Annotated in this window: 23 protein-coding genes and 2 pseudogenes; 16 read left to right on the plus strand and 9 right to left on the minus strand. The window is 38.6% G+C overall.

Annotated features, from left to right (window positions below; genetic code table 11):
- Window positions 1-57: 57 nt before the first annotated feature.
- Window positions 58-687: a PAQR family membrane homeostasis protein TrhA gene (gene trhA / locus AC0L7Q_RS16700; protein WP_413403201.1), complete on the minus strand. Its 630-nt coding sequence runs from the start codon at window positions 685-687 to the stop codon at window positions 58-60.
- Between the two features lie 281 nt (window positions 688-968).
- Here trhA and AC0L7Q_RS16705 point away from each other — a divergent pair, with 281 nt between their 5' ends.
- The 15 genes and pseudogenes from AC0L7Q_RS16705 (at window position 969) to AC0L7Q_RS16775 (ending at window position 12,211) form a co-directional block, all read left to right on the plus strand.
- Entirely contained in the window at window positions 969-1,247 is a 279-nt protein-coding gene (locus tag AC0L7Q_RS16705) for a hypothetical protein (protein WP_409425894.1), read from the plus strand.
- A 228-nt stretch (window positions 1,248-1,475) separates the two neighbouring features.
- Window positions 1,476-2,054, plus strand: a complete 579-nt coding sequence (locus tag AC0L7Q_RS16710; RefSeq protein WP_413403203.1) for an LON peptidase substrate-binding domain-containing protein — start codon at window positions 1,476-1,478, stop codon at window positions 2,052-2,054.
- A 70-nt stretch (window positions 2,055-2,124) separates the two neighbouring features.
- Window positions 2,125-2,748 carry a sigma-70 family RNA polymerase sigma factor gene (locus AC0L7Q_RS16715; protein WP_010388914.1) on the plus strand — a complete coding sequence of 208 codons (624 nt, stop codon included), beginning with the start codon at window positions 2,125-2,127 and terminating at the stop codon, window positions 2,746-2,748.
- Window positions 2,741-3,405, plus strand: a pseudogene (locus tag AC0L7Q_RS16720) (ChrR family anti-sigma-E factor). Before AC0L7Q_RS16715 ends, AC0L7Q_RS16720 begins: the two are co-directional and overlap by 8 nt.
- Before the next feature lie 8 nt (window positions 3,406-3,413).
- On the plus strand, window positions 3,414-4,367 hold the full coding sequence (locus AC0L7Q_RS16725) for a YbgA family protein (RefSeq protein WP_036983978.1): 954 nt from the start codon (window positions 3,414-3,416) through the stop codon (window positions 4,365-4,367).
- The gene (gene phrB, locus AC0L7Q_RS16730) at window positions 4,367-5,761 is read left to right on the plus strand and encodes a deoxyribodipyrimidine photo-lyase (protein ID WP_413403208.1); all 1,395 of its coding nucleotides are present in this window, start codon (window positions 4,367-4,369) and stop codon (window positions 5,759-5,761) included. Before AC0L7Q_RS16725 ends, phrB begins: the two co-directional genes overlap by 1 nt.
- 1 nt (window position 5,762) lies before the next feature.
- Window positions 5,763-6,191 (plus strand): nuclear transport factor 2 family protein, encoded by a 429-nt coding sequence (locus tag AC0L7Q_RS16735; RefSeq protein WP_413403210.1) that lies wholly within the window; start codon window positions 5,763-5,765, stop codon window positions 6,189-6,191.
- Between the two features lie 2 nt (window positions 6,192-6,193).
- Window positions 6,194-6,904, plus strand: a complete 711-nt coding sequence (locus AC0L7Q_RS16740; protein ID WP_413403212.1) for an SDR family NAD(P)-dependent oxidoreductase — start codon at window positions 6,194-6,196, stop codon at window positions 6,902-6,904.
- Entirely contained in the window at window positions 6,901-8,154 is a 1,254-nt protein-coding gene (locus tag AC0L7Q_RS16745; protein ID WP_413403214.1) for an NAD(P)/FAD-dependent oxidoreductase, read from the plus strand. The genes AC0L7Q_RS16740 and AC0L7Q_RS16745 overlap by 4 nt, the downstream gene beginning before the upstream one ends.
- A pseudogene (locus AC0L7Q_RS16750) lies at window positions 8,147-8,883 on the plus strand (DUF1365 domain-containing protein). Before AC0L7Q_RS16745 ends, AC0L7Q_RS16750 begins: the two are co-directional and overlap by 8 nt.
- A 50-nt stretch (window positions 8,884-8,933) precedes the next feature.
- Complete coding sequence (locus tag AC0L7Q_RS16755) at window positions 8,934-10,196, plus strand: class I SAM-dependent methyltransferase (RefSeq protein ID WP_413403218.1); 1,263 nt, start codon at window positions 8,934-8,936, stop codon at window positions 10,194-10,196.
- Complete coding sequence (locus tag AC0L7Q_RS16760) at window positions 10,174-10,674, plus strand: DUF2878 domain-containing protein (protein ID WP_413403580.1); 501 nt, start codon at window positions 10,174-10,176, stop codon at window positions 10,672-10,674. The genes AC0L7Q_RS16755 and AC0L7Q_RS16760 overlap by 23 nt, the downstream gene beginning before the upstream one ends.
- Window positions 10,675-10,697: 23 nt before the next feature.
- Window positions 10,698-11,186: a chalcone isomerase family protein gene (locus AC0L7Q_RS16765; RefSeq protein ID WP_413403220.1), complete on the plus strand. Its 489-nt coding sequence runs from the start codon at window positions 10,698-10,700 to the stop codon at window positions 11,184-11,186.
- 1 nt (window position 11,187) lies between these two features.
- Window positions 11,188-11,730: a DUF3833 domain-containing protein gene (locus tag AC0L7Q_RS16770; RefSeq protein ID WP_413403222.1), complete on the plus strand. Its 543-nt coding sequence runs from the start codon at window positions 11,188-11,190 to the stop codon at window positions 11,728-11,730.
- 205 nt (window positions 11,731-11,935) lie between these two features.
- Window positions 11,936-12,211 (plus strand): HU family DNA-binding protein, encoded by a 276-nt coding sequence (locus AC0L7Q_RS16775; RefSeq protein ID WP_138607972.1) that lies wholly within the window; start codon window positions 11,936-11,938, stop codon window positions 12,209-12,211.
- 60 nt (window positions 12,212-12,271) lie between these two features.
- On the opposite strand, the gene ilvN is transcribed toward AC0L7Q_RS16775, so the two are convergent.
- From ilvN to AC0L7Q_RS16815, 8 genes are all read right to left on the minus strand, one after another.
- Window positions 12,272-12,772 carry an acetolactate synthase small subunit gene (gene ilvN / locus AC0L7Q_RS16780; protein ID WP_076921825.1) on the minus strand — a complete coding sequence of 167 codons (501 nt, stop codon included), beginning with the start codon at window positions 12,770-12,772 and terminating at the stop codon, window positions 12,272-12,274.
- The gene (locus AC0L7Q_RS16785; RefSeq protein WP_413403225.1) at window positions 12,772-14,496 is read right to left on the minus strand and encodes an acetolactate synthase 3 large subunit; all 1,725 of its coding nucleotides are present in this window, start codon (window positions 14,494-14,496) and stop codon (window positions 12,772-12,774) included. The genes ilvN and AC0L7Q_RS16785 overlap by 1 nt, the downstream gene beginning before the upstream one ends.
- Window positions 14,497-14,939: 443 nt before the next feature.
- Window positions 14,940-15,947 (minus strand): isocitrate dehydrogenase, encoded by a 1,008-nt coding sequence (locus tag AC0L7Q_RS16790; protein WP_138607979.1) that lies wholly within the window; start codon window positions 15,945-15,947, stop codon window positions 14,940-14,942.
- A 179-nt stretch (window positions 15,948-16,126) separates the two neighbouring features.
- Window positions 16,127-17,809 carry a hypothetical protein gene (locus AC0L7Q_RS16795; RefSeq protein ID WP_409425908.1) on the minus strand — a complete coding sequence of 561 codons (1,683 nt, stop codon included), beginning with the start codon at window positions 17,807-17,809 and terminating at the stop codon, window positions 16,127-16,129.
- A complete protein-coding gene (locus tag AC0L7Q_RS16800; RefSeq protein ID WP_413403228.1) occupies window positions 17,809-18,204 on the minus strand; it encodes a DUF3192 domain-containing protein in 396 nt (131 codons plus the stop codon). Before AC0L7Q_RS16800 ends, AC0L7Q_RS16795 begins: the two co-directional genes overlap by 1 nt.
- 69 nt (window positions 18,205-18,273) lie before the next feature.
- The gene (gene xni / locus AC0L7Q_RS16805) at window positions 18,274-19,047 is read right to left on the minus strand and encodes a flap endonuclease Xni (RefSeq protein ID WP_413403230.1); all 774 of its coding nucleotides are present in this window, start codon (window positions 19,045-19,047) and stop codon (window positions 18,274-18,276) included.
- An 8-nt stretch (window positions 19,048-19,055) separates the two neighbouring features.
- Entirely contained in the window at window positions 19,056-20,399 is a 1,344-nt protein-coding gene (gene ppnN, locus AC0L7Q_RS16810) for a nucleotide 5'-monophosphate nucleosidase PpnN (protein ID WP_198522625.1), read from the minus strand.
- 83 nt (window positions 20,400-20,482) lie between these two features.
- Window positions 20,483-21,991, minus strand: a complete 1,509-nt coding sequence (locus tag AC0L7Q_RS16815; RefSeq protein ID WP_409425912.1) for a GGDEF domain-containing protein — start codon at window positions 21,989-21,991, stop codon at window positions 20,483-20,485.
- Window positions 21,992-22,215: 224 nt separating this feature from the next.
- On the opposite strand from AC0L7Q_RS16815, the gene AC0L7Q_RS16820 reads away from it, so the two are divergent.
- Window positions 22,216-24,006 (plus strand): M61 family metallopeptidase, encoded by a 1,791-nt coding sequence (locus tag AC0L7Q_RS16820; protein ID WP_413403233.1) that lies wholly within the window; start codon window positions 22,216-22,218, stop codon window positions 24,004-24,006.
- The last annotated feature ends 40 nt before the right edge of the window (window positions 24,007-24,046 follow it).

Consider the following 24,046-nt stretch of genomic DNA (forward strand, 5'->3'; position numbering starts at 1 on the left):
ATTAGTTAAAAACGCAGGTAATGAGGGGATATTTAAAAAGACTATGTGTATTTTTGCTTAATACACATAGCGGGTAATGGCAATGTAATGGCTGACGCATCCACCAATAACAAAGAGGTGCCAAATAGCATGGCTATATTGAGTACTTTTAGCGCTGTAAAACACAGTACCTACACTATAAAATATGCCGCCAGCTAATAGCCAGTAAAGTGCATTGATAGGCACGTGTAAATAAAGTGGATATACAATGGCCAATGCAAACCACCCCATTAATAAATAGGTAGCCAGCGACACCTTTTTATTGCCATTTTTAACCAGTAGTTTATAAACGATGCCTGCAAACGCTACCGCCCAAATAAAGATTAAGGTAGCCCACGACCAGAGCCCAGATAATGACAGCAGCAAAAAGGGCGTGTAGGTGCCTGCAATCAGTAAATAGATGGCGCAATGATCACATTTTTTGTAAAACGCTCTCAACCTAGGGCGCACACTGGCGTGATAAAGCGTTGAAGATAAAAATAAAATAAATAAGCTACTGCCATATACCAAAGTACTTGCATAGCTTTTCACACTATTAGTTTGTTTAACTAAATCCCAAAAAACAAAAGCAGCAAATACAATGCCTAAGGCATGACTAATAACATTTAACAGCTCTTCTTTTTTAGAATAGGGAGCTTCAAAAGACATAACAGATCCTACCACTTTGCGAATAAATTTTAGTGTACATGTGTACGCTGAAATTTTCAAATACGAAATAAAGTCATTAATTTACTGAACATTAAAAAACACACTATTATTTGGTTTTATTTTTAAATTCATTGGTCAAAATTGCTAACCTAGGTTTTGTGGATTTCTTTTTAATTTATTTATATCATTTTAAAACAATGGTTTATAAAGTTTTTCCATTGTGGCATAGCCCTTGATTGTAACTAAGCGTACTAACCAATAAACAAACAAGGAATACCATTATGAATACTTCAATCAACATCACAATCGCTAGCTTACTTGTATTAGGTTCAACTCAGGTTAACGCTACAGAAGTCGATTTAAATATTACAGATATGCTAACCAACTCAGTGTCTACTTATGTATCACAAGTAAGCAATGAGCTTGAAAAGTCAGTAAAAGAAGCTGTTTCTTTTGATTCGCAGCTTATCCTTGGTGGCTTACTTGAAACTAATCCTGTGGTTGATAATAGCAACATGGACGAAAAACAACGTGTAGTTAAAGCACAACCAAAGCAATAAAAAGGGAATAAGAGTAATGAACAGTGAGTTCGAATTATTAGCCTTAATGTTGGCACCTGTGGCAAGTATACTGAGTGTTTATTACTTGGTTTACATGATAAAAAATGTGGGAATGAGGTTTAATTAGCGGATGCATTTGCACTGTAAAGCAATCGATGTAACTAAAGCTGATCGACTTGAATGAAGCGCACGTAGATAAAGGCAGAGTGTTTGAAAGAAGTAGACTTTATGAAACGTGCGATTTTCCCATTACCTATATTTATATTACCTGAAGGCTATACGCGATTACGTATATTTGAGCCTCGTTATTTAACGATGGTAAAAAACGCATTAAAAACCAATAGCGGTTTTGTTTTATGTACCTTTGAGCATGACACCCCGTTAAACATAAGCGCCCAAGGCTGTTTAATGGATGTTATTGACTTTGATCAAGACGAAAGCGGTATGCTATTAATTGATGTATTTGCATCTAAGAGTGTGCAAATAGATAACGTTTATCAAGATGAGCAGGAACTGCGCCACGGTGATGTATCCGCTTGCAACACGCCTTATTGGTACAACAAAGATAACCATGAAATTGATCAGCACCATCTTTTACAAGTGACACTAGAAGAAGTCTTTGCGAATAATCCCGATCTGCAATCGCTTTACAAAACCACCAAGTTTAATAAACTCACGTGGATTGTTGCACGATGGCTTGAATTACTTCCCATTTCTATAGAGAAAAAACAACAACTTGCATTCGAGACTAACTTTGATAACTTGCTCAGTTTCCTCCATACTGTGATTAATAACGAATTTGCCTAAAATAATTATGATCCGATTGTAATCATTGCTCGTAATGGTATTCACTAAAGCAATAACGGGACATTTTACTATGGTAAGTCAACAACAATCACTAAGTTGTGAACCTAACACAGGTAAGTACACTGCCATGCCAGAAACACCAAGTACGGAACTCAGGGAAGCATTAGTTAATGTAGCTCAATCTCGCGATAAAAAATCTTTCGCGTACTTGTTTGAATATTTTGCACCAAAGATCAAGCGCTTTGGCATAAAGCAGTTTGGTGTAGAAGCCCAAGCAATGGAATTGGTACAAGAAACCCTCACTTCAGTTTGGCGTAAAGCCCACTTATACAATAGTGAAAAGGGTGCAGCTACTACTTGGGTCTACACAGTAATGCGTAATGCCTCTTTTGATATGCTTCGTAAAATGAAAAGTAACAAAGAAGAAAATATTAGCGAAGATATTTGGCCGTTATTGAACGAATCTGAAGATACACATCACGAATACAGCGACCACCTTGAAGACCAACAAATTAAACGTTATTTAGACAAATTGCCTCAAGCGCAAAGAGAAGTGGTGCGCGGCGTTTATTTTCAAGATATGTCGCAAGAGCAGTTAGCTCAGCAATTAAACATTCCAGTAGGCACGGTAAAATCACGATTACGTTTAGCCTTGCAGAAATTACGTAATGAAATGGGAGATCAGCATGATTAAACATCACCCGAGTGAAACACTACTGACACAATACTGTGCAGCAACACTTCCAGCATCGCTTAGCCTTGCCGTATCAATACACGTTGATATGTGCCCAATATGCCAAGCAAAAGTTGAAAAACTTGAGGCAGCTAATGCGCGGGCAGTATTTAGTGACAATATGGATGTGACAACTGATGAGCAAGCCGATGATGTAATTGAATCAAGTTTACTTGATATGATCACGGCCGATGACTCGATTGATGAAGTATATTCTGTAGAACCTGTTAGCATAAATGTTAATGAACACAACTACAGCTTGCCGAGAGCTTTAACACGGATCTCGCATGGTAAATTTACCCAAGTAGGTAAGCTTGCGCGTTCTCGTATTGCACTTGATGATGGCCATTTACGTTCAAGCTTGTTACATATAGATGCTGGTGGAGAAATTCCGGAGCACACACATACCGGCTTTGAGGTTACTTTACTGCTTGACGGTGAATTTACAGACGAAGAGGGCAGTTATGTTCCTGGTGACTTTATCTGGCAAGATGGCCGTCATCAACATACCCCCTAACAAAAGAGGGATGTTTGTGCTTTACTGTTGTTAGTAGTGCGCTACATTTCAATAAAGGACTTAGCAAGTTACTTAACCCAATTGGTGGCTTGATTTATTAAGAGAATCTATGCAAACAGATACAATAAAAATAGGTATTAGCGCTTGCTTGGCAGGCGAAAAGGTAAGATTTGACAGTGGCCATAAAAAATCAAATTTTTGTATGGAAGAACTGGCCAAGCATGTTGAATATAAAATGTATTGCCCAGAGGTTGCGGTAGGATTACCAATACCTCGTCCAACTATTCGTCAAGTAAAAACAGGCGATACTATCAAAGTGTGTCGTCCGGATGGCACGGGAGATGTTGGCCCACAGCTCACAGAATATGGTAAAAAAATAGCTACAGAACAAGCAGGGCATCTAAGCGGATTCGTTTTTTGTGCTAAGAGCCCAAGCTGTGGCATGGAACGGGTAAAAATCTACAATGAAGCAGGAACCGGTAACACTTCTGAAGGCGTGGGCTTCTTTGCTGAACAAATTATGAAACATAATCCCTTACTACCTTGCGAAGAAAATGGACGTTTGAACGATGTTCACTTACGCGAGAACTTTGTAATGCGTGTTTATACATTACATAACTGGCAACAGTTAGTGAAAGAGCCCGTTACTGTGCATCGTTTGACCCAGTTCCATGCTCAATACAAATATTTGTTAATGGCTCATAATTATCAAGCGTATCGTGATTTAGGCAATCTACTCGGAACGTTTGTTGGTGACGATGTTAATGCTTTGGCCGACGAGTACATTCTGGGCTTAATGACAGCGCTTAAGCGTCCTGCTTCAAGAAAAAATAATTCTAACACGTTGATGCATTTGCAAGGTTACTTCAAAAAAGATTTATCAAAAATCGAAAAGGAAGAAATGCGAGATGCAATTGATGAGTATCGCCAAGGATTGGTGCCGCTATATGTACCATTAACATTGCTTAAACACCATTTGAAAGTTCATCCAAATGAGTATTTAAGTAAGCAAATTTACTTTAACCCTTATCCTAATGAACTTAAGCTACGTTACGGTTTGTAATGAATACACTATTTTGGTTTAGGCGCGATTTGCGCCTTTTTTCTAATGAGGCGCTTATTGAAGCGCTAAATAATGGTGCTAAACACGCCATTTTTTTTGTGTGCGAAAAACAATGGGCACAGCATAATACTGCTGCCATTCAAATTGACTTACTTAAACGCAGGGTGAGTTATATTCGCGAAAAACTTGCCAAATATGGCGTAAATTTGCATGTAATAGACGCCCCTTTTTTTGCTGATAGCCAAACTAAACTTCTCGATTTTTGTCAGCAACACGATATTAAACACATAATAGCCAATACTGAGTATGAGCTAAATGAATTTAATAGGGACAAAGCGATTCAGGCACAGTGCGACCAACAGCAAATAACATTTACTTTATACGAGGGTGATATCATTGCTCCCGTAGGTAGTGTACGCACTCAAAATAATGAAATGTATAAAGTATTTACACCGTTTAAACGCGCATGGTTAAAGCAGTATCAAGATACACACTTTAGTTTATTACTGTGGCCGTTATCTGAAGAGCCGATAGAAATCGAACAGTGTGAGTTACTAAGTGGTGATGAAAGCTCAATAAAATGGCCTGTTGACGATGATACTTTATCAACTGTAGTCGATAATTTTATTCACGATAAATTAGCAAGCTATGATGACGTACGAGACATACCAAGCGTAAAAGGGACCTCGGGCTTAAGCCCTTATTTAGCACTAGGGGTTGTTAGTAGTAAACAATTAATGGTTAATATACAACAACATTACCCCGATATACTGACCACCTCAAAAAGTAAAACGTTTACCTGGGTTAACGAACTGATCTGGCGTGAATTTTATAAACATTTAATTGCCGAATTTCCTAAACTATCACGCGGTGCTAACTTTAACGAAAAGTACGATAGTGTGTGTTGGCGTGACAGCGACGCTGAGTTTAAGCAATGGTGCGAAGGTCGCACGGGTTACCCGCTTGTTGATGCAGCTATGCAACAGCTTTTGCAAACAGGTTGGATGCATAATCGTTTGAGAATGGTGGTTGCAAGTTTTTTAACTAAACATCTACTGATTGATTGGCGTAAAGGCGAGCAGTTTTTTATGCAGCATCTGATTGATGGCGATTTAGCATCAAACAATGGCGGCTGGCAATGGGCTGCAAGTACCGGGTGTGACGCTCAACCTTACTTTAGAGTATTCAACCCTATCACCCAAAGTGAACGCTTTGATCCAAATGGTGATTTTATTCGTAAATATCTGCCTGAATTAGAAAAAGTGCCAGATAAACACATTCATTTCCCACATACTTACTTAGCAGCAACGGGGAAAAATGAACACTGTTACTGGCCGGCAATTGTTGATCATAAAGCGGCACGAGCGAGGGCTTTAGCTGCATTTAAGGTGTGATATGGATAACCAATTATCAGTCGATAAATTTGTAGAAATATATCAAAAGCTTGATAAAGATAACTTAGACTTATTAACTGAAATTTACGCTCAAAACATTCACTTTATAGATCCGCTGCATGAGATTAATGGCCTTGAAGATTTAAGAGGTTATTTTTGTGGTTTATATAGTAATGTTAAGCATTGTCGATTTGACATAACCGATTCATTTACCAACGATAATAATGCATTTGTATACTGGACAATGCATTATTCTCACCCAAAACTTAATGCAGGTAATACAATTTCAGTGCAAGGGCACAGTAAGCTTGTTTTCGAAGGTGAAAAAATTATTAACCACCGAGATTACTTTAACGCTGGAGAGCTTTTGTATAAGCATATTCCATTACTGGGCAACATTATTAACTTTATTGATAAAAGGGCTGGTTAATTATGATTACGCTTATTACAGGTGCAACATCAGGTATAGGTGAACAGCTTGCAATAAAGTATGCTGAGCAGGGCGACACAGTCATTGCCTGTGGACGAAATACGCAAAAGCTCGCTGAACTTGCAAAACATAACAACATAGAAACCTGCCAATTTGATGCAACTAACTTGCAAGATATTAAATCTGCGACCCTAGGCTACCCTCAATTTGACCGTGTTATACTTAACGCTGGTAATTGCGAGTATGTTGATGATGCACGCAATTTTGATAGCGCCCTTTTTGAGCGTGTTATTAATGTTAACTTACTTTCTATGGGGTATTGCTTAGAAGCACTACTACCTAAAATAACATCAGGCGGCCAATTAGTGATGGTTAGTTCGAGTGTTACTTACTTACCTTTACCACGTTCAGAAGCGTATGGCGCATCGAAGGCAGGCGTAAGCTATTTAGCTAAAACTCTAGCGGTAGATTTAAACGATGTTGATGTAACATTAGTCCACCCTGGTTTTGTAAAAACGCCACTTACAGACAAAAATGATTTTCCTATGCCTATGGCTGTTAGTGCAGAAAAAGCGGCTGACTATATTATCAAAGGCGTAAAAAAACGTCGTAAAGAAGTTCATTTTCCATATCGTTTCACACTTATATTAAAAGCACTGCGAATATTGCCACTTTCGCTTTGGCTTAAAATTGCAAAAGGATTAACCCGTTGAAAAAAATAGCAATAATTGGGACTGGCGTATCAGGTTTAACTTGCGGACACCTATTGCACAAGCATTATGATGTCACACTATTTGAAAAGAACGATTATATTGGTGGCCATACTGCCACGGTTGATGTAAACCAAAGCGGTATTAATTATGCAGTTGATACCGGTTTCATTGTATTTAACGATAGAACATACCCTTACTTTGAAAAGCTGCTTGAACGTATTGGTGTAAAACGTAAACCGACACAAATGAGCTTTAGCGTTCATAACGAAGCAACTGGCTTTGAGTACAATGGGCATACATTTACTAGTTTGTTTGCTCAGCGAAGAAATATAGTTAGACCTAAGTTTTGGCGTCTATTGTACGATATCGTGCGCTTTAATAAACTGTGCAAGGCTTTGTATGAAAAAAGCCAATACATTGAGCAATCACTTGGTGAGTTGCTACAACAACATCGCTTTAATGACTTCTTTAAATACCACTACATTTTGCCAATGGGTGCGGCCATTTGGTCGACAAGCATTAAAGAAATGGAAAACGTGGGCGTAGAGTTTTTTGTAAAATTCTTTTTTAACCATGGTTTATTAGACATTACTAACCGTCCGCAATGGTATGTTATTCCGGGTGGCTCTCGTGAATACATTAAACCGTTGATTGCTGGTTTTGCTGATAAAATACAGTTAAACACTGATATTAAATCGGTAACCAGAGACGAGCAGGGAGCCACCATTACATTTGCTGATGGTCACCAAGCCCTGTTTGATAAAGTTATCTTTGCGTGCCACTCAGATCAAGCGTTAGCGTTACTCGGTGATGCCTGCGAGCAAGAAAATAAGGTGTTGGGCGCTATCCCATACACTGAAAACTCGGTGGTATTGCATACTGATGTATCATTATTACCAGATAGGAAAGCAGCGTGGGCGAGCTGGAATTATTTACTAAATAATAATACCGACAAAGCTGCTGTTGTTACTTATCAAATGAATATACTGCAAGGGATAGACTCTGATACCCAATTTTGTGTCACTTTAAATCACTTAGAAGGGATCAATCAAAGTAAGATTTTACGTGAGTTTACTTATCACCATCCTGTGTTCAATCAACAATCTATTGCTGCTCAACAGCTGAAAAATACGGTTGACGGTCAAAAAAATACTTATTTTTGTGGGGCTTATTGGTATAACGGCTTTCATGAGGATGGTGTGCGCAGTGCCGTTGATGTTGCAAAACAACTTGGAGTAGAGTTTGACTAATGCAGTGTATTTAGGCGATGTAAAGCATCGCCGTTTTGCTGTAAAACATCATGCGTTTAATTACCCACTTTATATGATGTGGGTTGATTTAAATAATACTCATGCGCTTAATGGCGTCCATAAGCAGCTTGGCACTTCAGGTTTTAAAGCATTAAAGTTTGAGCAGTCTGATTATTTACAAGGGTTACCAGATAGCCAACATCAGCCAATTATAGAGCGTGCTCAAGCGCAGCTATCCCAGCTTGGCGTAGATGAAAAATTTAGTCATGTATACCTGCTAGGACAATTACGCTGTTTGGGTATTTATTTTAGTCCAGTTAACTTTTATTTTTTTGGTCATCAAGATAATGAATTTAGTTACATGGTAGCTGAGGTGAGTAATACTCCATGGAATGAGCGACATTACTACTTGGTTCCATTACAAAAAAAGTGAACTTTAAGAAAGTATTTTCCGTATCACCTTTTATGAATTTGGATATGAACTATCATTGGACTGTGCGGCAAAAGAAAGACAATATACTGATACGTATAGAAAATAAGCGCGATGAAGAACTACTTTTTGATGCTTCATTAAGGTTACAGCGCCAACCCTTGTGCAATAAACAAATGAGCAAGCTGTTGAAGCGCTTTCCTGCGATGACATGGTCTATTTTCAGAGGTATTTACTATCAGGCATTTAAGTTGTTTGTTAAAAAAGTCCCATTTTTAGGTCACTCAGGCAAACTTTAAAATTTAATTTATGTTGTTTTACAAGTAATAACAATAATATAGGTAAGTATATGGAAAAGGTATCGAGCTTACGCGTTCAGGAACGCACTAGTTGGTTTACTAATTTTTATAAAAAGTTAGTTTTTAAAGCGTTCTCGTCAATTGAAACGGGTCAGATAGTGCTAGTTGAGAACAATCAACAGTCTGTATTTGGGGATGCGTCTTCAGAGTTAAAAGTAACGGTAACCGTTAACGATAATGCCATGTACAAAGCGTTTGCTCTTTCTGGAAGTGTGGGGGCGGGCGAGTCTTACATTTTAGGGCAGTGGCAATGTGACAATTTAACTCGCCTAATCGAAATTTTTGCGATTAACCAAGATCAATTAGATGCATTTGAAAAGAAATTCGCGTTTTTTAGCAATATCGCTCACCGTATAAACCACATAAAAAACAAAAACTCACACGCTGGTTCAAAAAAGAATATTGTTGCTCACTATGACTTAGGAAATGATTTATACGAGTCTTTTTTAAGCAAAGAAATGCTTTATTCGAGTGCAGTATATCCAACTAAAGATGCTACCTTAGAGCAAGCCCAGCAATACAAACTACAACGTATATGCGAACAGGTTGAGCTTCAACAAGGTGATACGGTTATTGAAATTGGTACAGGGTGGGGAGCGTTTGCAATTTATGCTGCAACTCATTACGACTGTCATGTAACGACCACAACTATTTCTGATGAACAACACGACTATGTTGCTAACAAGGTTAAAGAGCTTGGGCTTGAAAGCAAAATTACTTTGCTCAAGCAAGATTATCGCTTATTAACTGGTAAATACGATAAGTTAGTTTCAATAGAGATGATAGAAGCTGTAGGGCATGACTATTTACCTAGCTTCTTCACTAAGTGCGGTGAGTTATTGAAAGATAACGGTGCAATGCTTATTCAAGCAATTACGATTTGCGATCAGCGTTATCAACATTACTTAAAAAATTCAGACTTTATACAGCAGTATATTTTCCCTGGTGGGTGTTTGCCTTCGCTTAATGAAATGAGTGAACAAATTAAAAATAACACAGATATGAATATCCACACTATCAATGATATTGGTGCTCACTATGCCCGCACTCTTGCCGATTGGCGTGAGCGTTTTATTGCAAGCTGGCCAAAGCTTGATAGTAATAAGTTTGATGACCGTTTCTATCGCTTATGGCTATTCTACCTTGCCTATTGTGAGGGGGCATTCAGAACCCGAGCAACCAGTACCGTGCATTTAATGGCACGCAAACCCCGCTTCACGAGTAGTAATGATGAGATTGCACTCGCTTATTAATTTTGTGCTGTTTCAAGTTGTGTGGTTTCTGTGCCTACTACTTGAACAAGGTGCATTAGCTTATTCTGCTGTAGCTATAGCATTGATGTTTTATTTATCAGCGCAAAAAAAACAAGATGCTTTACTGGTTTTGAAAGCTTTACCACTAGCTTTGTTGTGTGAATTTATTGCGGTTCAGCTAGGGTTATTTGAATTTAAAGTTCAACCGTTCCCATTTTGGCTGGTTTTTTTATGGGTCGCTTTATTGCTGTGTATTAATACCTCTATGTCGTTTCTGACAAACCTTAAACCATGGCAAGCTTTCTGTGTGTGTTTGTTATTTGCGCCCGGAAGTTATTGGGCTGGCTCGCGATTTGAGGTATTAGAGTTAGGAATGCCACTGTGGCAATTTTGGCCACTTTACGGTGCTTTATGGGCTGCAACGTTTACCCTTATTTTATTTATAAACGGTAAAATTGGTGCGTTTGTTAAGCAATAACACAATACTGCTTGGAGATAAGGATGAAAACGCTTCTAAATTTACTCATGGTTTATGTTTTATTTAGCCCTTTTGCTTACGCTGATACCCAATTTAACAAGGTAGGCGAAGCGCGAATGGAGTATCTTTTTTGGGATGTTTATGATGCAACGCTTTACACACCTTCTGGCACTTACACAGCCAAGCAAGCTCCTGTTAAATTTACCTTAACTTATTTGCGTGACTTTGACGCTAAAGATATTGTAAAAGCGACTAATGAGCAGTGGCAGCACCTAGGTAAACCCCAACTTTCAGCGCGCTATGCAGATAAGTTACTATCGATATGGCCAAATATTAAAAAAGGTGAATCGTTAACTCTACTGACTGATCAGCAAGGATACAGTACTTTCTTTCACAATGAGAACCAAATAGGTCGTATTAACGATGCCACATTTGCTGAGGATTTTTTAGCTATCTGGTTAAGTGAAAACACGTCAGAACCATCAATTAGAAATCAACTACTAGGGATTTAATATGATTAACCTAAAACGCGTTAAATTTGCCATGGTATTGGCTGTTAGTTTTTTTATTGCCAGCTGTTCAGCCCCAAGTGTTGAATATTATAAGGGTTCAGAGCCAAACTTTGATTTTAAGACTTTTTTCAGTGGCGATTTAAAAGCCTATGGCGTTGTACAAGATTTTAAAGGTGAATTAACCCGCAAGCTTGTTGTTGACTTAAACGCTAAGTGGAATGGCAATCAGGGCACTATTGAAGAAGACTTTATTTACGATGATGGTGAGACACAAAAACGCATCTGGAAAATTACCTTAAACGACGACAATACCTTAACAGGAACGGCTTCTGATGTTTTGGGAATAGCTACCGGTGAGAGTGACGGGAGTGTGTTTCACTGGAATTACAATGTCGAGATCCCTTACGATGGCAGTACATTGGAAGTAAACTTTGACGATTGGATGTACCTAGTAACAAGTACGCGTTTGATAAACCGTACGTCTATCGTCAAGTTTGGTGTTGAAGTTGGCGAAGTAACATTAGTAATAGAAAAGGTACAGTGAGCCATTAAAGTGCAAAGCTGCACTAATAGTGTGCCTAAATTAAGCTTTTGTTAACCCAACTCGCTGTATTTTACAGTTAATTTATTTATTTTTACTAATTTTTTAGTATTTTAGATAAAAAACGTAATTTGCTGTTGCTAACTCTTCGAAAATGCATAAAGATAGGATTTGCAAAGGCAAAATAATAACGAATAGGAATCTAATAATGAACAAAGCTCAACTAGTTGAAAAAATCTCTACTGACGCAGAAATCTCTAAAGCAGCTGCAGCACGTGCACTTGAGGCATTTACAGGCGCTGTAACTTCTTCATTAAAAGAAGGTAACTCTGTTGCGTTAGTTGGTTTTGGTACTTTTTCAGTTAAAGAACGTGCTGCTCGCACAGGTCGTAATCCACAAACTGGTGCAGAAATCCAAATTTCAGCTGCGACTATCCCAAGTTTTAAACCAGGTAAAGGTCTTAAAGATCAAGTAAATCCATAATTTGGGATTTATGAATAAAAAAAGGGCTATTTAGCCCTTTTTTTGCGCTAAATTTAACGCTTATTTAGCTTTAAGTGCTTTATCTCCTCGCCCAATGCCGACCGCACCTGAGCGAACTACTTCTATAATGTCGGTTTCGTGGCGTAAGGTATCCAAGAACGATTCTATTTTATCGGTGCTGCTTACTAATTGAAGGCTGTAACTTTGGCGGCCCATATCTAAAATAGCCCCCTGAAATACATCAACAACACGGGTTACTGCCGCACGAGTCGCTTCATCTTTGGCAAATACTTTTACTAACAGAAGTTCGCGCTCTATGTGACTCATTTCAGTTAAATCAATAACTTTAAGTACATCGACCAGTTTGTTTACTTGCTTTGTTATTTGTTCAACAATTCTGTCATCGCCTTTAGTGGTTACCGTAATACGAGAAAGTGATTCATCGTCTGTAGTGCCTACCGTTAAGCTATCAATATTGTAGGCTCGTTGAGAAAAAAGCCCCACTATACGTGATAACGCACCGGGTTCATTCTCTAATAATATAGATAATATACGACGCATTATGCTTTCACTCCTTTTCTTAACCACATTTCGTCTATACCACCGTGCTTAATTTGCATCGGGTAAACATGTTCTTTTTCGTCTACTAAAATATCTAAAAATACTAATCTATCAGTGATCGACATGGCTTTGTCTATCGCAGGTTGTAACTCATCAAGGGTGTTTACTCTGATCCCTACATGGCCATAGCTTTCAACAAGCTTTACAAAATCAGGTAAAGACTCCATATACGATGAAGAGTGTCTGCCACCATAAATCATGTCTTGCCATTGTCTGACCATACCCAGTGAGCGGTTATTTAAGGAGATCACCTTTACTGCTAAGTTATACTGTAAACAGGTTGATAGCTCTTGGATGTTCATTTGAATAGAGCCGTCGCCAGTTACACATAAAGACTCTTTTTCAGGAAAAGCCAGTTTAACGCCCATTGCCGCAGGTAATCCAAAACCCATAGTCCCTAGGCCACCTGAATTGATCCACTGACGAGGGTGTTTAAATGGGTAATACTGCGCCGCAAACATTTGGTGTTGGCCAACATCAGAGCTAACATAAGCATCTCCGTTAGTCGCTTCATATATTGCCTCGATAACTGCTTGAGGTTTAATTTTGTCTCCATCATTATTGTAACTGAGGCATTTTTGTTCACGCCAGCTGATCACTTGTCGCCACCAATCTTCTTGTGCACTGCGATCAACTTTAATCGAACTGTTATCTATGGCAGTTTGTAATTGCTCAAGTACCGTCGCCAAACAGCCAACAACAGGAATATGAGATTTAATAGTCTTAGAAATAGAGGTTGGATCGACATCTACATGTACAATAGTGGCATTAGGGCAGAATTTTTGAACGTTATTAGTAACCCGATCATCGAATCGTGCGCCAAGCGCTAAAATAACATCAGCATTGGCCATGGCTTTATTTGCTTCTAATGTACCGTGCATACCTAACATACCAATAAAGTTAGGGTGAATGCCCGATATACCGCCTAGTCCCATAAGCGTGTTGGTAATAGGGGCGTTAAGTGACTCGACTAAATGAGTTAGTTGCTCTGAGGTGTTTGAAAGTACAATACCGCCACCTGAGTAGATAACCAGTTTCTTCGCTTCTAAAATAGCAGTAACAGCTTTACGAATTTGTTTAGAGTGACCCTTTGTATTTGGATTATAGGTTCTGAGCTCAGTTGCCGCTGGAAAGTTGTAAGCAAAAGTTAGTTCTGGATTAAGCATGTCTTTAGGAAGCTCTACTACAACAGGACCAGGGCGTCCTGTGCTGGCAATATAAAAAGCTTTGGCAAGTATGTTGGGAATTTCACTAGCACTTCTACAATTAAAGCTATGCTTTACAATAGGGCGAGAGCAACCAACAATATCGGTTTCTTGAAACGCGTCATCGCCAATAAGATTTGTTGGCACTTGACCTGATAATACCACCATAGGAATTGAATCCATATACGCAGTTGCTATGCCTGTTACACAGTTTGTTGCACCTGGTCCTGATGTAGCAAGTACAACACCTACTTCACCGGTTGCTCTTGCGTAGCCATCGGCCATGTGTGTAGCCGCTTGTTCATGGCGTACTAAAATGTGCTCAATATCGTCTTGCTGAAAAAGTACGTCGTATAAATCTAATACTGAGCCGCCGGGGTAACCAAATATATACTTTACCTTTAGCTCTTTTAATGACTTAACAACCAATTCAGAGCCATTATATTCTTGTCTACTCATCCTCATTCCTCTGTTGATTATATGCAAAAAAAACCCCCGCGTAGTGCGAGGGTTTTAAAAGCATTTTTCACCTTTTAATACATCCCCGCTGGGCTTATCACTAAGACCAGTACGAGTAAGACTAAAAGGCGAAATTGTGTATTCATGCTGTTTTGCTCTTTAAAATAAAATGCTGTTTAAATTACAATTTTAGTATGTGGTTATTTTTAAGGCTTTTGAGTACTTATGTCAACCAAAAACTACATTTTTAGATTAAAATTTCATTTTTTAATGCATTTTAATCTATTAGTCTATTTTTTGTGAGTTTTTATTACTTATTAGCAGATATTATGCAGGTTTATGTTGTGGTTGGGCTGAGGAGGGTGGTTAAAAACTTATAAACACGGTATTTCTTAGACATAAAAAAGCCAGCTAATGCTGGCTTATTAATCTAACAGTATTAATTACAGACGGTCAATTACTGATTGTGTGAAATCAGTTGTGCCGTGGCTGCCGCCTAGATCGCGAGTAGTACGGTCGCCTGATTTAATTACATCAGCAACAGCGCTGCGAATACGTTCAGCTGTATCGCCCATGTTTAAATGCTCTAGCATTTGAATAGAGGCTAAAATTACTGACGTTGGGTTCGCAAGGTTTTTACCAGCAATATCCGGCGCACTACCGTGAACAGCTTCAAAAATAGCAGCATCTTCGCCAATGTTTGCACCAGGCGCCATGCCTAAACCGCCAACTAAGCCCGCACATAAGTCAGATAAGATATCGCCGAATAAGTTAGTTGTAACAACAACGTCAAACTCTTCAGGGGTCATTACAAGCTTCATACATGTTGCATCAACAATCATTTCAGTTGATTCAATTTCTGGGTAACGCTCAGCTACTTCACGCGCTACTTTTAAGAATAACCCAGAGGTTGATTTTAAAATATTTGCTTTATGTACAGCGGTCACTTTTTTACGGCCTTCACGCACAGCAAGTTCGTATGCGAATGTAACAATTTTTTCTGCGCCTTCGCGAGTGATCACTGATTTTGCTTCTGCTTCAGTACCATCTTCTGATACAACTTGGCCTGCACCTGAATACATGCCTTGTGTGTTTTCACGAATAGTGATGATATCAATATCGTCGTAACGTGCTTTAGTACCGGCAAACGATTTAACCGGGCGTACATTAGCGTATAAACCAAATTGCTTACGAAGTGTTACGTTGATTGATGTAAAACCTTCGCCCACAGGCGTGGTTAATGGACCTTTTAAGGTAATTTTATTTTTAGCAATTGTGTCAATAGTTTCTTGTGGAAGCAACTCGCCTGTTTTTTCAAGCGCAGCTAGGCCAGCGTCAACAAATTCATAATCAAAATCGCATCCTGCGGCTTTTAGTATTTCAAGTGCTGAGTCGATAATGCTTGGGCCGATGCCGTCGCCTTTGATCACTGTTATGGTTTGTTTGGCCATGAACTTTTCCTTTAAAGATTTGGATACACATATAAATAATAAACACTTTCAGAGTTTAGACTACTTATATGACAGGGGTGCTAAATTTAAGGCGGCATTTATATCAATATATCACTCATTTTGCCAGTTTATAGTATGAATACAGGGTATAACTTTAAGTTATAGTGATAATAAGTCAGCTAAATACTATTGTGTAACCCTAAGCGCAGCAGTGATTGATCAAAATCTACCTCAGTTTGCCAGCCATGGCGACGAAGTTGTTGATTCAACATTTGTTGTTGCCACGCTGTTAATGGCTGGTTGGGTTTTAATATACGCTGCGCCACAACTTTTAATGCTGCCCATAATTGACTAGCATCATCAAGCTGCTTTTTAGGGAGTTGCTCAGCTTTTAATAAAGCCGATGCCCAAGGATCGCCACTAAGTAATTCGTTAAACTCGTTGTGTAAATGAGTGGCATCTATGTTGTTTATACCAAAAAATGTACTAAACGGTGTATCGAGAGATTTATTCGGTGTTTGATCTATGGTGATTTTTCTTGAAACATCAGGGCTGTAATGTATCAGTACATAATATAAATAGGCATATAAGCTTAAGCTAATACGCTCACTTTGAACGGTAGGATTATGTTTAACTAATAGCTCTAATATATTAACTAAACAGCTAATACGGGTGTATAAAAAGGCATGTAGAGGATGAGCAATGCTATTTACTAATTGTTGAAACACGACCCCTTGAATAATAGCGGGTGCTTTATCGTAACCCACCATAGATAAGCTGTGCCTTAAATCTTTAGCGGCTAATCGCTCTTTATTGTAGTGCTTTACTGCTAAGCATACTGACTTTACAATATCAGGGTAGGGAGTAAGTAAGGTGTTTAAAGCTTTAAAACTGTATTCTTTTTGCGTTTTTATTTGTTTTACTAACTGATACAAAGGCGTTTGTGCAGAGTGATTATTATGCGGGATATTAAGATGTTCACTGTCCCATATTTTTAAAAATAAGCGATTATCGTTGCATTCCCATGCTTTTGAGTCATCCATTAAGGACGCTTTTATACGATACCATGCCATTTTAGTATTGGCGTTATTAACTATAATATGTCGGCCTTGCGTATCAGTGGCTAAATAAACCATAGCTTGGTCGGCATAAACAACTTGGCTGCCTGGTATATATTGTCCTATATGAGCGACTAACGCTTTTAATAACACTTGTGCAAATGAGTTAGGGGTTCTTATATATAAATCAGCGACCGCTTTATAAAAATTTATGTGCTGTTGCTTTGTATTACAAGTAACGTTAAGCGCTAGTATATTTGCTAAAGCAACCACCACACTAGCACCGTCATAAAGCATAATTTTAGGTGTATCTAATAATGCATGTTTGTATTTGCTGAGTTTAGCCAAAATATGGGCAATTTTATGTGCAGGTTGCTTAGCCGTTAATAGTACTTTGGCAGCAAGCTTATGGCGTAACGACCATATTTTTTTATCGGCTTCGTTAAACGCTTGCTGTTGAGCTAGCTTATTTAATTGCTTAGCAACACAAAGGTGCTCAACCAGTGAAGCACTAATATAAAGCTCAGTTAAATCGTTGTCGTAGTTTTGACTACTACATAAAGCACAGGTTAATACACACTGATTAACGACTAAATTGGTTGCGTAATTATAATGTGTTTTATATAGATTTAACTGAGTTTGTAAGGCCGCTGGGTTTTGTTTGTATAACGCTGCGTATTGCTCTGATAGTTTACACACAAGAGGGTAAAAGGTATGCCACTGACTTTTGTTGTTATGGGAGCTTAAAAGCAATTGTGTGCTTTCGAGTAGCTTTTTTAGTTTACCCGACAGTCGAGCTTCCATTAAGTTTTCCCGTCATTATGCTCAAGGTATTTTTCATAAGCACTTGGGCCCCACATTATTAGTTGGCCATTTTTAAATAACAACCCAGTACATTCATCCATGGTGGTGATGCCGTCAGAGGTTTTATGTTGGGTGCGATAAAAAATTACCTGCCATACTTGCTCGCCATTACGTTTAGCATAGGTTAAATCTGGGCTACCTAAGTATTCAAGTACATTATTTAGCGTAAAGGTATCTTCCAAGCGCAACTTCTCTATATAGCGTTTATTAAAAGCTTCTCTATCTTGCCAAATCATAGCTTGTGGATCGTCTTTATAAAACATAATAACCGTCGTGGCTATTAGTGCATATAAACCTAATCCTAATATTAAATACCTAAAAAACTTTTTAAACATTGCCAACCCAGATCAAAACACCTATTACTAGTATACGTACTGCTAAAGTGCAGTGCTATTAACTTGCGACTAATTAAGCCTTAACTGCTTTAAACTAAAGCCTAAATGGATATCTGTACGCAAACTCACCAACTGCTTAGAAATAATAAACATATCCATATCTTCATTCAGCTTTTTTTGTAACTGCGCGTTTAACGATTCATCCTTTAACGCTTCTTCAATAGAGCTATATTGATTAACCAATTGCTGCGCAGATTTAACACCAATACCTTTCACACCCGGAATGTCATTGGTTTTATCGCCTGCTAATGCCCAAAAGTCGATGAGTTTATGTTGAGCGACAGCAAAGCGCTCTTCAATATGTTCTTTATTCAGGTGCTGCTTTTTAAAGTAATTGTATACTTCAATATGCTCATTCAAATGAGGTAAAAATCCTTTATCCGTAGAGACAATGGTGTTGTTTATCTGATTATTAGCGGCTTTATGCGCTAAAGTCGCAATAATATCGTCGGCTTCATCGTTAGTCGGTTCAAATACCACAATACCGGTTTCTTCAATGGCCGCTTTAAAATGAGGTAACGCGCTTTTTAGAGTCTCTGGCATAGGAGCACGCGAATGTTTGTAGTCTTTATAAAAGTGGTAACGCCAGCTTTTGTCACCATCAAAAACGGCTATTGCATGGGTTGCATTGGTGGTTGTTAAAAGCTTTTTGCATGCATGTGCAACTCGGGCACAGCATGCTTTTAACATGTGTTCGTCGCTATGATGGCTTTGGTTTGCATCAACAGCATAAATGCGCCTAATTAAATTAAGCGCATCAATAAGGAGTAAATGGGGATTCAATTATAAACTCACGCTTTTATTGTATAACAAGGGATATACTTACTTCCGGGAAGTTTCATTCTACCTTGTTCTACAAACGCTTGTAAAAGCTTGTCCATTGCTTTCATTAAATCAGGCTCACCACTTAGTACATAGGGGCCATGTTCGTTAATTACATTTAAGCCTTCTTCTTTCACATTACCTGCAACAATTCCCGAAAACGCACGGCGTAAATTAGCTGCAAGCTGTTGTTTGGGCTGATCAAGGTGTAAATCAAGTGACGCCATGGCTTCATGAGTTGGGTAAAAAGGCTGCTGAAAATCATTTTCTATTTTCAACGTCCAATTAAAGTAATAAGCATCGCCTTGGCTTTTACGATATTCGCGAACTCCGCTCATAGCCGATTTAAGCTTTTGGCTAACTAATTGAGGATCATCAATAATCACTTCAAATTTACTCAGTGCGGCATCGCCTAAAGTCATTTGAATAAACTTACAAAGCTCTTCAAAGTAAGCTTTGCTGTGTTTAGGGCCAGTTAAAATAACCGGTAAACATTGCTTTTCGTTTTCGGGGTGTAACAAAATACCTAATAAATATAGCAACTCTTCGGCTGTACCTGCGCCACCTGGAAAAATTATAATGGCATGTGCGGTACGAATAAATGCCTCAAGACGTTTTTCAATATCGGGTAAAATAACCAGTTCATTTACAATCGGATTGGGTGGCTCTGCCGCTATAATGCTTGGCTCAGTTAAACCTAAATAACGATTATTGGTAATACGTTGCTTTGCATGGCCAATGGTTGCGCCTTTCATTGGGCCTTTCATTGCACCAGGCCCACAGCCGGTACAAATATTTAACCCACGTAACCCCAGTTCATAGCCAACTTGTTTAGTGTATTTATATTCGACTTCGTTAATCGAATGGCCACCCCAACATACAATCATGTTAGGTTCGCTATTTACTTTAAGTGCGTCGGCATTTCTAAGCATGTCAAAAACCATGTGGGTAATGGCTTTGGTTTCCTGCAGGTTTTTTTCATACTTTTGGCAAATAAACAAAATATCGCGAATAACCGAAAATATGTGCTCATGTATACCAGTTACTATGTGGCCATCAACAAAGGCTGTTTGCGGAGGATTTTCTAATTCAATTTTTATACCGCGTTCACGGCTGACCAAGCGTATATCAAAATCTTTATGTTTATCGTAAATATCATTGCTTACATCGGTGTGGCTGCCTACATTAAGCACGGCCAATACACAGTTTCTAAATAGTCTGTAGCGTTCGCTGGTTGATGATTGCTCGAGTAAGTCTACTTCTAGCTGCGACAATAAATCTAATACCCCTGTAGGGTTTAATTGTATTAGCATCGACATTCTCCTTGAAATTTATGGGTAAATTTACTGCGTAGTTATGCCTTATACTCAATACTCAAAGGTAAAAGTGCATAACACTATTTACTAATACACAGACGATCCCGGCCTGAGTTTTTAGCATCGTATAGAGCTTCATCGGCTCTATCAAACGCTTTTAGAGGCGTATCACCCACTTCAAATTGGGTTGCGCCTAACGAAACGGTAATTTGAATTTGTTTGTCTTTAAATTTAAATGGGATCTTTTTAATCGACAGTCTTAATTTATTGAGATGCTCGACAGCGTTATCAAGTGATGTACGAGGCATTAATAACACAAACTCTTCGCCGCCATAACGGGCAATAAAGTCAGTTTGTCTAATCGATTTTTGCAGCGCTTTGGCAATCACTTGTAGGGTAATATCACCTGCTGTGTGACCAAAGCGATCGTTAATTGATTTGAAGTGATCAACATCAATAACCACTAAGGTTATGTCTGACGGTTGTTCATTAAACAAATTAATTTCGTGATTGTAGCGTTCGTCAAAGGCTGCTCGATTAGGTAACTTGGTAAGACTGTCGAGTAGACTTTTAAAGCGTTGTTCATTTAAACGTTTTTTATAATTACTAACTTTGTTTTCTAAACTGCCAATTCTATCGTTTATTTGTGCAAAGCTAGAAATTAAAATTTGGCGATCTTTTTGTTCCAGTTGTTCTTTTTCTAGAATGTCTGCACTCAATGAGCGTAACTCATTTTCAACCAATTGCTTTAACTCTGTAATTGATGTTGCTTTATTTGTTTGTGTATTTAAATTTTTTAATTTGTCACCAATTCGTTGATTAATTGATTCGAATTCAACATTCATCGATTCAGAATGTTCTCTGGTTGAAACCAATGAACTATGTAGCTCTCCAAGCGTTTGGTTTAATGAAGTTAAAAAGCTTTGCGCTGACGCACGCTCAACTTGAATACTTTGTACAATGAGTGTGATTACATCAATTGCTGCATCAAGAAGCTGGTCTACGGCTTTATTTTTAGCGATACGTTTTTTTATTAAATACAGCTCATCGTTGGCTTCTTCTTCGAGTACTAACTGACTAACTAATTTAAATAGCTTTTCAGTGAGAGCACTTAGATTTGGAGGCTCAAAGGTATCGTTGCTTTTAGCTATTAAGGCTTGATGATAAAAAGTGATCAGCTGATTTAAAACAGGGATAAACCCATGTACTGATTGAATATCGTCTAGCTCGTTATCGAGTAAGTGGCGCAGTGTTCTGCGGGTATCGTTAGGTAAACCTTTGGTTTGTTGTAATTGCTTACCTGCATTTTGTACACTGGTGAGAAGATCACGTTGATGTGCTAGTTGAATGGCTTCTTGGTTTTTTAGCAAAGCTAAAATATCATCCACCAAAGGAGCAAAGTCTTCATAACCCATTCCTTTGTTTAATGCGCTTCGAAACTTAGCTAGGCGGTTATCAAGCTCAGTATCAAGTCCCTTACAGCTTAAAGATAACTTAGCTGCGAAATTAGAAAGCGTACTCACTTGATGTTGGCGAGCACTTTCTACTACTTTTCTACTGTCGATTGCTTGTTTTAGTTTTTGTTCCACCGTATTGGAGCTCCTAGACACCTACACACCATTATCTTAATACCTTTATTGTTTTAGTTTACAACAAAAACATATTAATAGTAGGTATGAGATCAAAAACTTAATGTTTTTAATAACAAAATACGAGCGATCTTAAATATAGGTGCATTTATCGCTTTTAATTCACTTTTAAAAAGGGTCTTGTTAATCTTGGAACAACAATACGTTATACAAAAAGAGCCTTCATGAAAAAGCTACTTGCCTTATCAATTTTAGCTGCCTGTTCAGCACCGGTAATTGCCGACGTTAATTACGCTTTAAACATCTCCCAACCAGAACATCATTTAGGTGATGTAAATGTAGAATTTCCAAAAACGGCGCAGTCATATTTAGATGTAAAACTGCCAGCATGGCGTACTGGTCGCTATGAAATTTTAAACCTAGCCAATGGCGTTCGCTATTTTAAAGCCAGCGACGATGATGGTAATGCATTAAAGTGGGAAAAAATAGACCACAGCACATGGCGTGTTCATTTAAACGAGCCAACTCAAGTCAATGTTGATTACCAAGTGTATGCCAATGAACTAGGTAAGCGCGCTCGCCATATTGACGACAGCCACGCGTTTGTTGACGCATCTGGCTTTTTTATGTTTAGCGAATCATTTCGCCAAGAGCCCGTTACGGTTGAATTAAACGTACCTAAAGCATGGCGCTCTGTGTCGGGTATGGAAAACTATAAAAACAAACACAGCTTTAAAGCCAGCGACTACGACGTGCTTGTTGATTCACCAATAGAAACAGGTGTTAACGAACTGCGTACTTTTGAAGTTGATGGCCGTGAGTACGAACTAGTGGTGTGGGGCGAAGGTAATTACGACATAGAGCTGATGCTAACTGATTTAAAAAAGCTAGTAGCAACGGGCAATGTAATTTGGGATAGCTACCCGTATGAGCGTTATGTATTTATGGTACATGCTACATCGGGCGCGGGCGGCGCAACTGAACACTTAAATTCAACTATTATTCAACGCCCACGGGATCGTTTTGCTAAACGTGAAGATTACTTAGCTTTTATAAGCACAGCGGCACATGAATTTATTCATACTTGGAATGTAAAAGCGTACCGCCCTAAAGGGCTTGCGCCATATGACTACACTAATATTAATTATTCAAAATTGCTGTGGATTGCTGAAGGGTCTACCAGCTATTTTGAAGATCATTTATTAGTGCGTTCGGGTATTCAAACCACCGATGAATTTTTTAAGAACTTTAGTAAAACCATTAATCGCTACCTCACTACCCCTGGTCGTGAAGTGCAAAGTGCAAGTGAAACCAGCTTTGATAAATGGATAAATCAAGGTGGCGATCATGCACGTAATTACGGCACTAATATTTATCTTGAAGGCTCGTTATTGTCGATGGCGTTAGATATAGACCTACTTGAAAAAAGCCAAGGTAAAATAAGCTATAAAGACGTACACAACGAACTTTATAAGCAACATAAGCTACCAGCGGGTTTTACTGAGCAAGACGTATTAGCTATTTTAAAGCAACTATCAGGACGTGATTACAGCGCTTGGTGGCAAGAAAATGTTAGCACACCAGCCAGCCTAGATTTTGATGAATTACTGGCAAAAGTTGGTTTAAGCTTTGAATTACCCGAAAAAGCCAAAGCTACACCAAGTTTAGATGCGTTTACTAAAAATACCGGTGAATTGCTCACCTTAACCCATGTACGCCGCGATGGTGCTGCATGGCAAGGTGGCTTAACTACCGACGATAAACTCGTCGCTATTAACAAGAAGCATGTAGGGAAAAACTTAACCGCCAGCCTAGAAACCTTTAAAGCAGGGGACAAGGTAACTGTTGATTTTATTCGCCGTGATGCTTTGATGTCGACTGAGCTTGTGTTGTCTGAAGATTTCGACAAACCAAAAAAAGTAGTCGTTGATAAAAATGCCACTGCTGAGCAAAAAGCACTGTTTAAAGCATGGATGGGTGTAGTGCATCCAAATGATGTGAAAAAAGACGACTAACATCGTTTATCGTTTTGTTTGAAAAGGAGCTTAGGGTCTG

The organism is Pseudoalteromonas sp. KJ63-1, assembly GCF_055808145.1.

What these genes read in the sequence shown, in the direction of transcription:
- trhA (WP_413403201.1), bottom strand. Translation starts at nt 687, where the DNA reads ATGTCTTTTGAAGCTCCCTATTCTAAAAAAGAAGAGCTGTTAAATGTT.
- AC0L7Q_RS16705 (WP_409425894.1), top strand. Translation starts at nt 969, where the DNA reads ATGAATACTTCAATCAACATCACAATCGCTAGCTTACTTGTATTAGGT.
- AC0L7Q_RS16710 (WP_413403203.1), top strand. Translation starts at nt 1,476, where the DNA reads ATGAAACGTGCGATTTTCCCATTACCTATATTTATATTACCTGAAGGC.
- AC0L7Q_RS16715 (WP_010388914.1), top strand. Translation starts at nt 2,125, where the DNA reads ATGGTAAGTCAACAACAATCACTAAGTTGTGAACCTAACACAGGTAAG.
- AC0L7Q_RS16725 (WP_036983978.1), top strand. Translation starts at nt 3,414, where the DNA reads ATGCAAACAGATACAATAAAAATAGGTATTAGCGCTTGCTTGGCAGGC.
- phrB (WP_413403208.1), top strand. Translation starts at nt 4,367, where the DNA reads ATGAATACACTATTTTGGTTTAGGCGCGATTTGCGCCTTTTTTCTAAT.
- AC0L7Q_RS16735 (WP_413403210.1), top strand. Translation starts at nt 5,763, where the DNA reads ATGGATAACCAATTATCAGTCGATAAATTTGTAGAAATATATCAAAAG.
- AC0L7Q_RS16740 (WP_413403212.1), top strand. Translation starts at nt 6,194, where the DNA reads ATGATTACGCTTATTACAGGTGCAACATCAGGTATAGGTGAACAGCTT.
- AC0L7Q_RS16755 (WP_413403218.1), top strand. Translation starts at nt 8,934, where the DNA reads ATGGAAAAGGTATCGAGCTTACGCGTTCAGGAACGCACTAGTTGGTTT.
- AC0L7Q_RS16760 (WP_413403580.1), top strand. Translation starts at nt 10,174, where the DNA reads ATGAGATTGCACTCGCTTATTAATTTTGTGCTGTTTCAAGTTGTGTGG.
- AC0L7Q_RS16765 (WP_413403220.1), top strand. Translation starts at nt 10,698, where the DNA reads ATGAAAACGCTTCTAAATTTACTCATGGTTTATGTTTTATTTAGCCCT.
- AC0L7Q_RS16770 (WP_413403222.1), top strand. Translation starts at nt 11,188, where the DNA reads ATGATTAACCTAAAACGCGTTAAATTTGCCATGGTATTGGCTGTTAGT.
- AC0L7Q_RS16775 (WP_138607972.1), top strand. Translation starts at nt 11,936, where the DNA reads ATGAACAAAGCTCAACTAGTTGAAAAAATCTCTACTGACGCAGAAATC.
- ilvN (WP_076921825.1), bottom strand. Translation starts at nt 12,772, where the DNA reads ATGCGTCGTATATTATCTATATTATTAGAGAATGAACCCGGTGCGTTA.
- AC0L7Q_RS16785 (WP_413403225.1), bottom strand. Translation starts at nt 14,496, where the DNA reads ATGAGTAGACAAGAATATAATGGCTCTGAATTGGTTGTTAAGTCATTA.
- AC0L7Q_RS16790 (WP_138607979.1), bottom strand. Translation starts at nt 15,947, where the DNA reads ATGGCCAAACAAACCATAACAGTGATCAAAGGCGACGGCATCGGCCCA.
- AC0L7Q_RS16795 (WP_409425908.1), bottom strand. Translation starts at nt 17,809, where the DNA reads ATGGAAGCTCGACTGTCGGGTAAACTAAAAAAGCTACTCGAAAGCACA.
- AC0L7Q_RS16800 (WP_413403228.1), bottom strand. Translation starts at nt 18,204, where the DNA reads ATGTTTAAAAAGTTTTTTAGGTATTTAATATTAGGATTAGGTTTATAT.
- ppnN (WP_198522625.1), bottom strand. Translation starts at nt 20,399, where the DNA reads ATGCTAATACAATTAAACCCTACAGGGGTATTAGATTTATTGTCGCAG.
- AC0L7Q_RS16820 (WP_413403233.1), top strand. Translation starts at nt 22,216, where the DNA reads ATGAAAAAGCTACTTGCCTTATCAATTTTAGCTGCCTGTTCAGCACCG.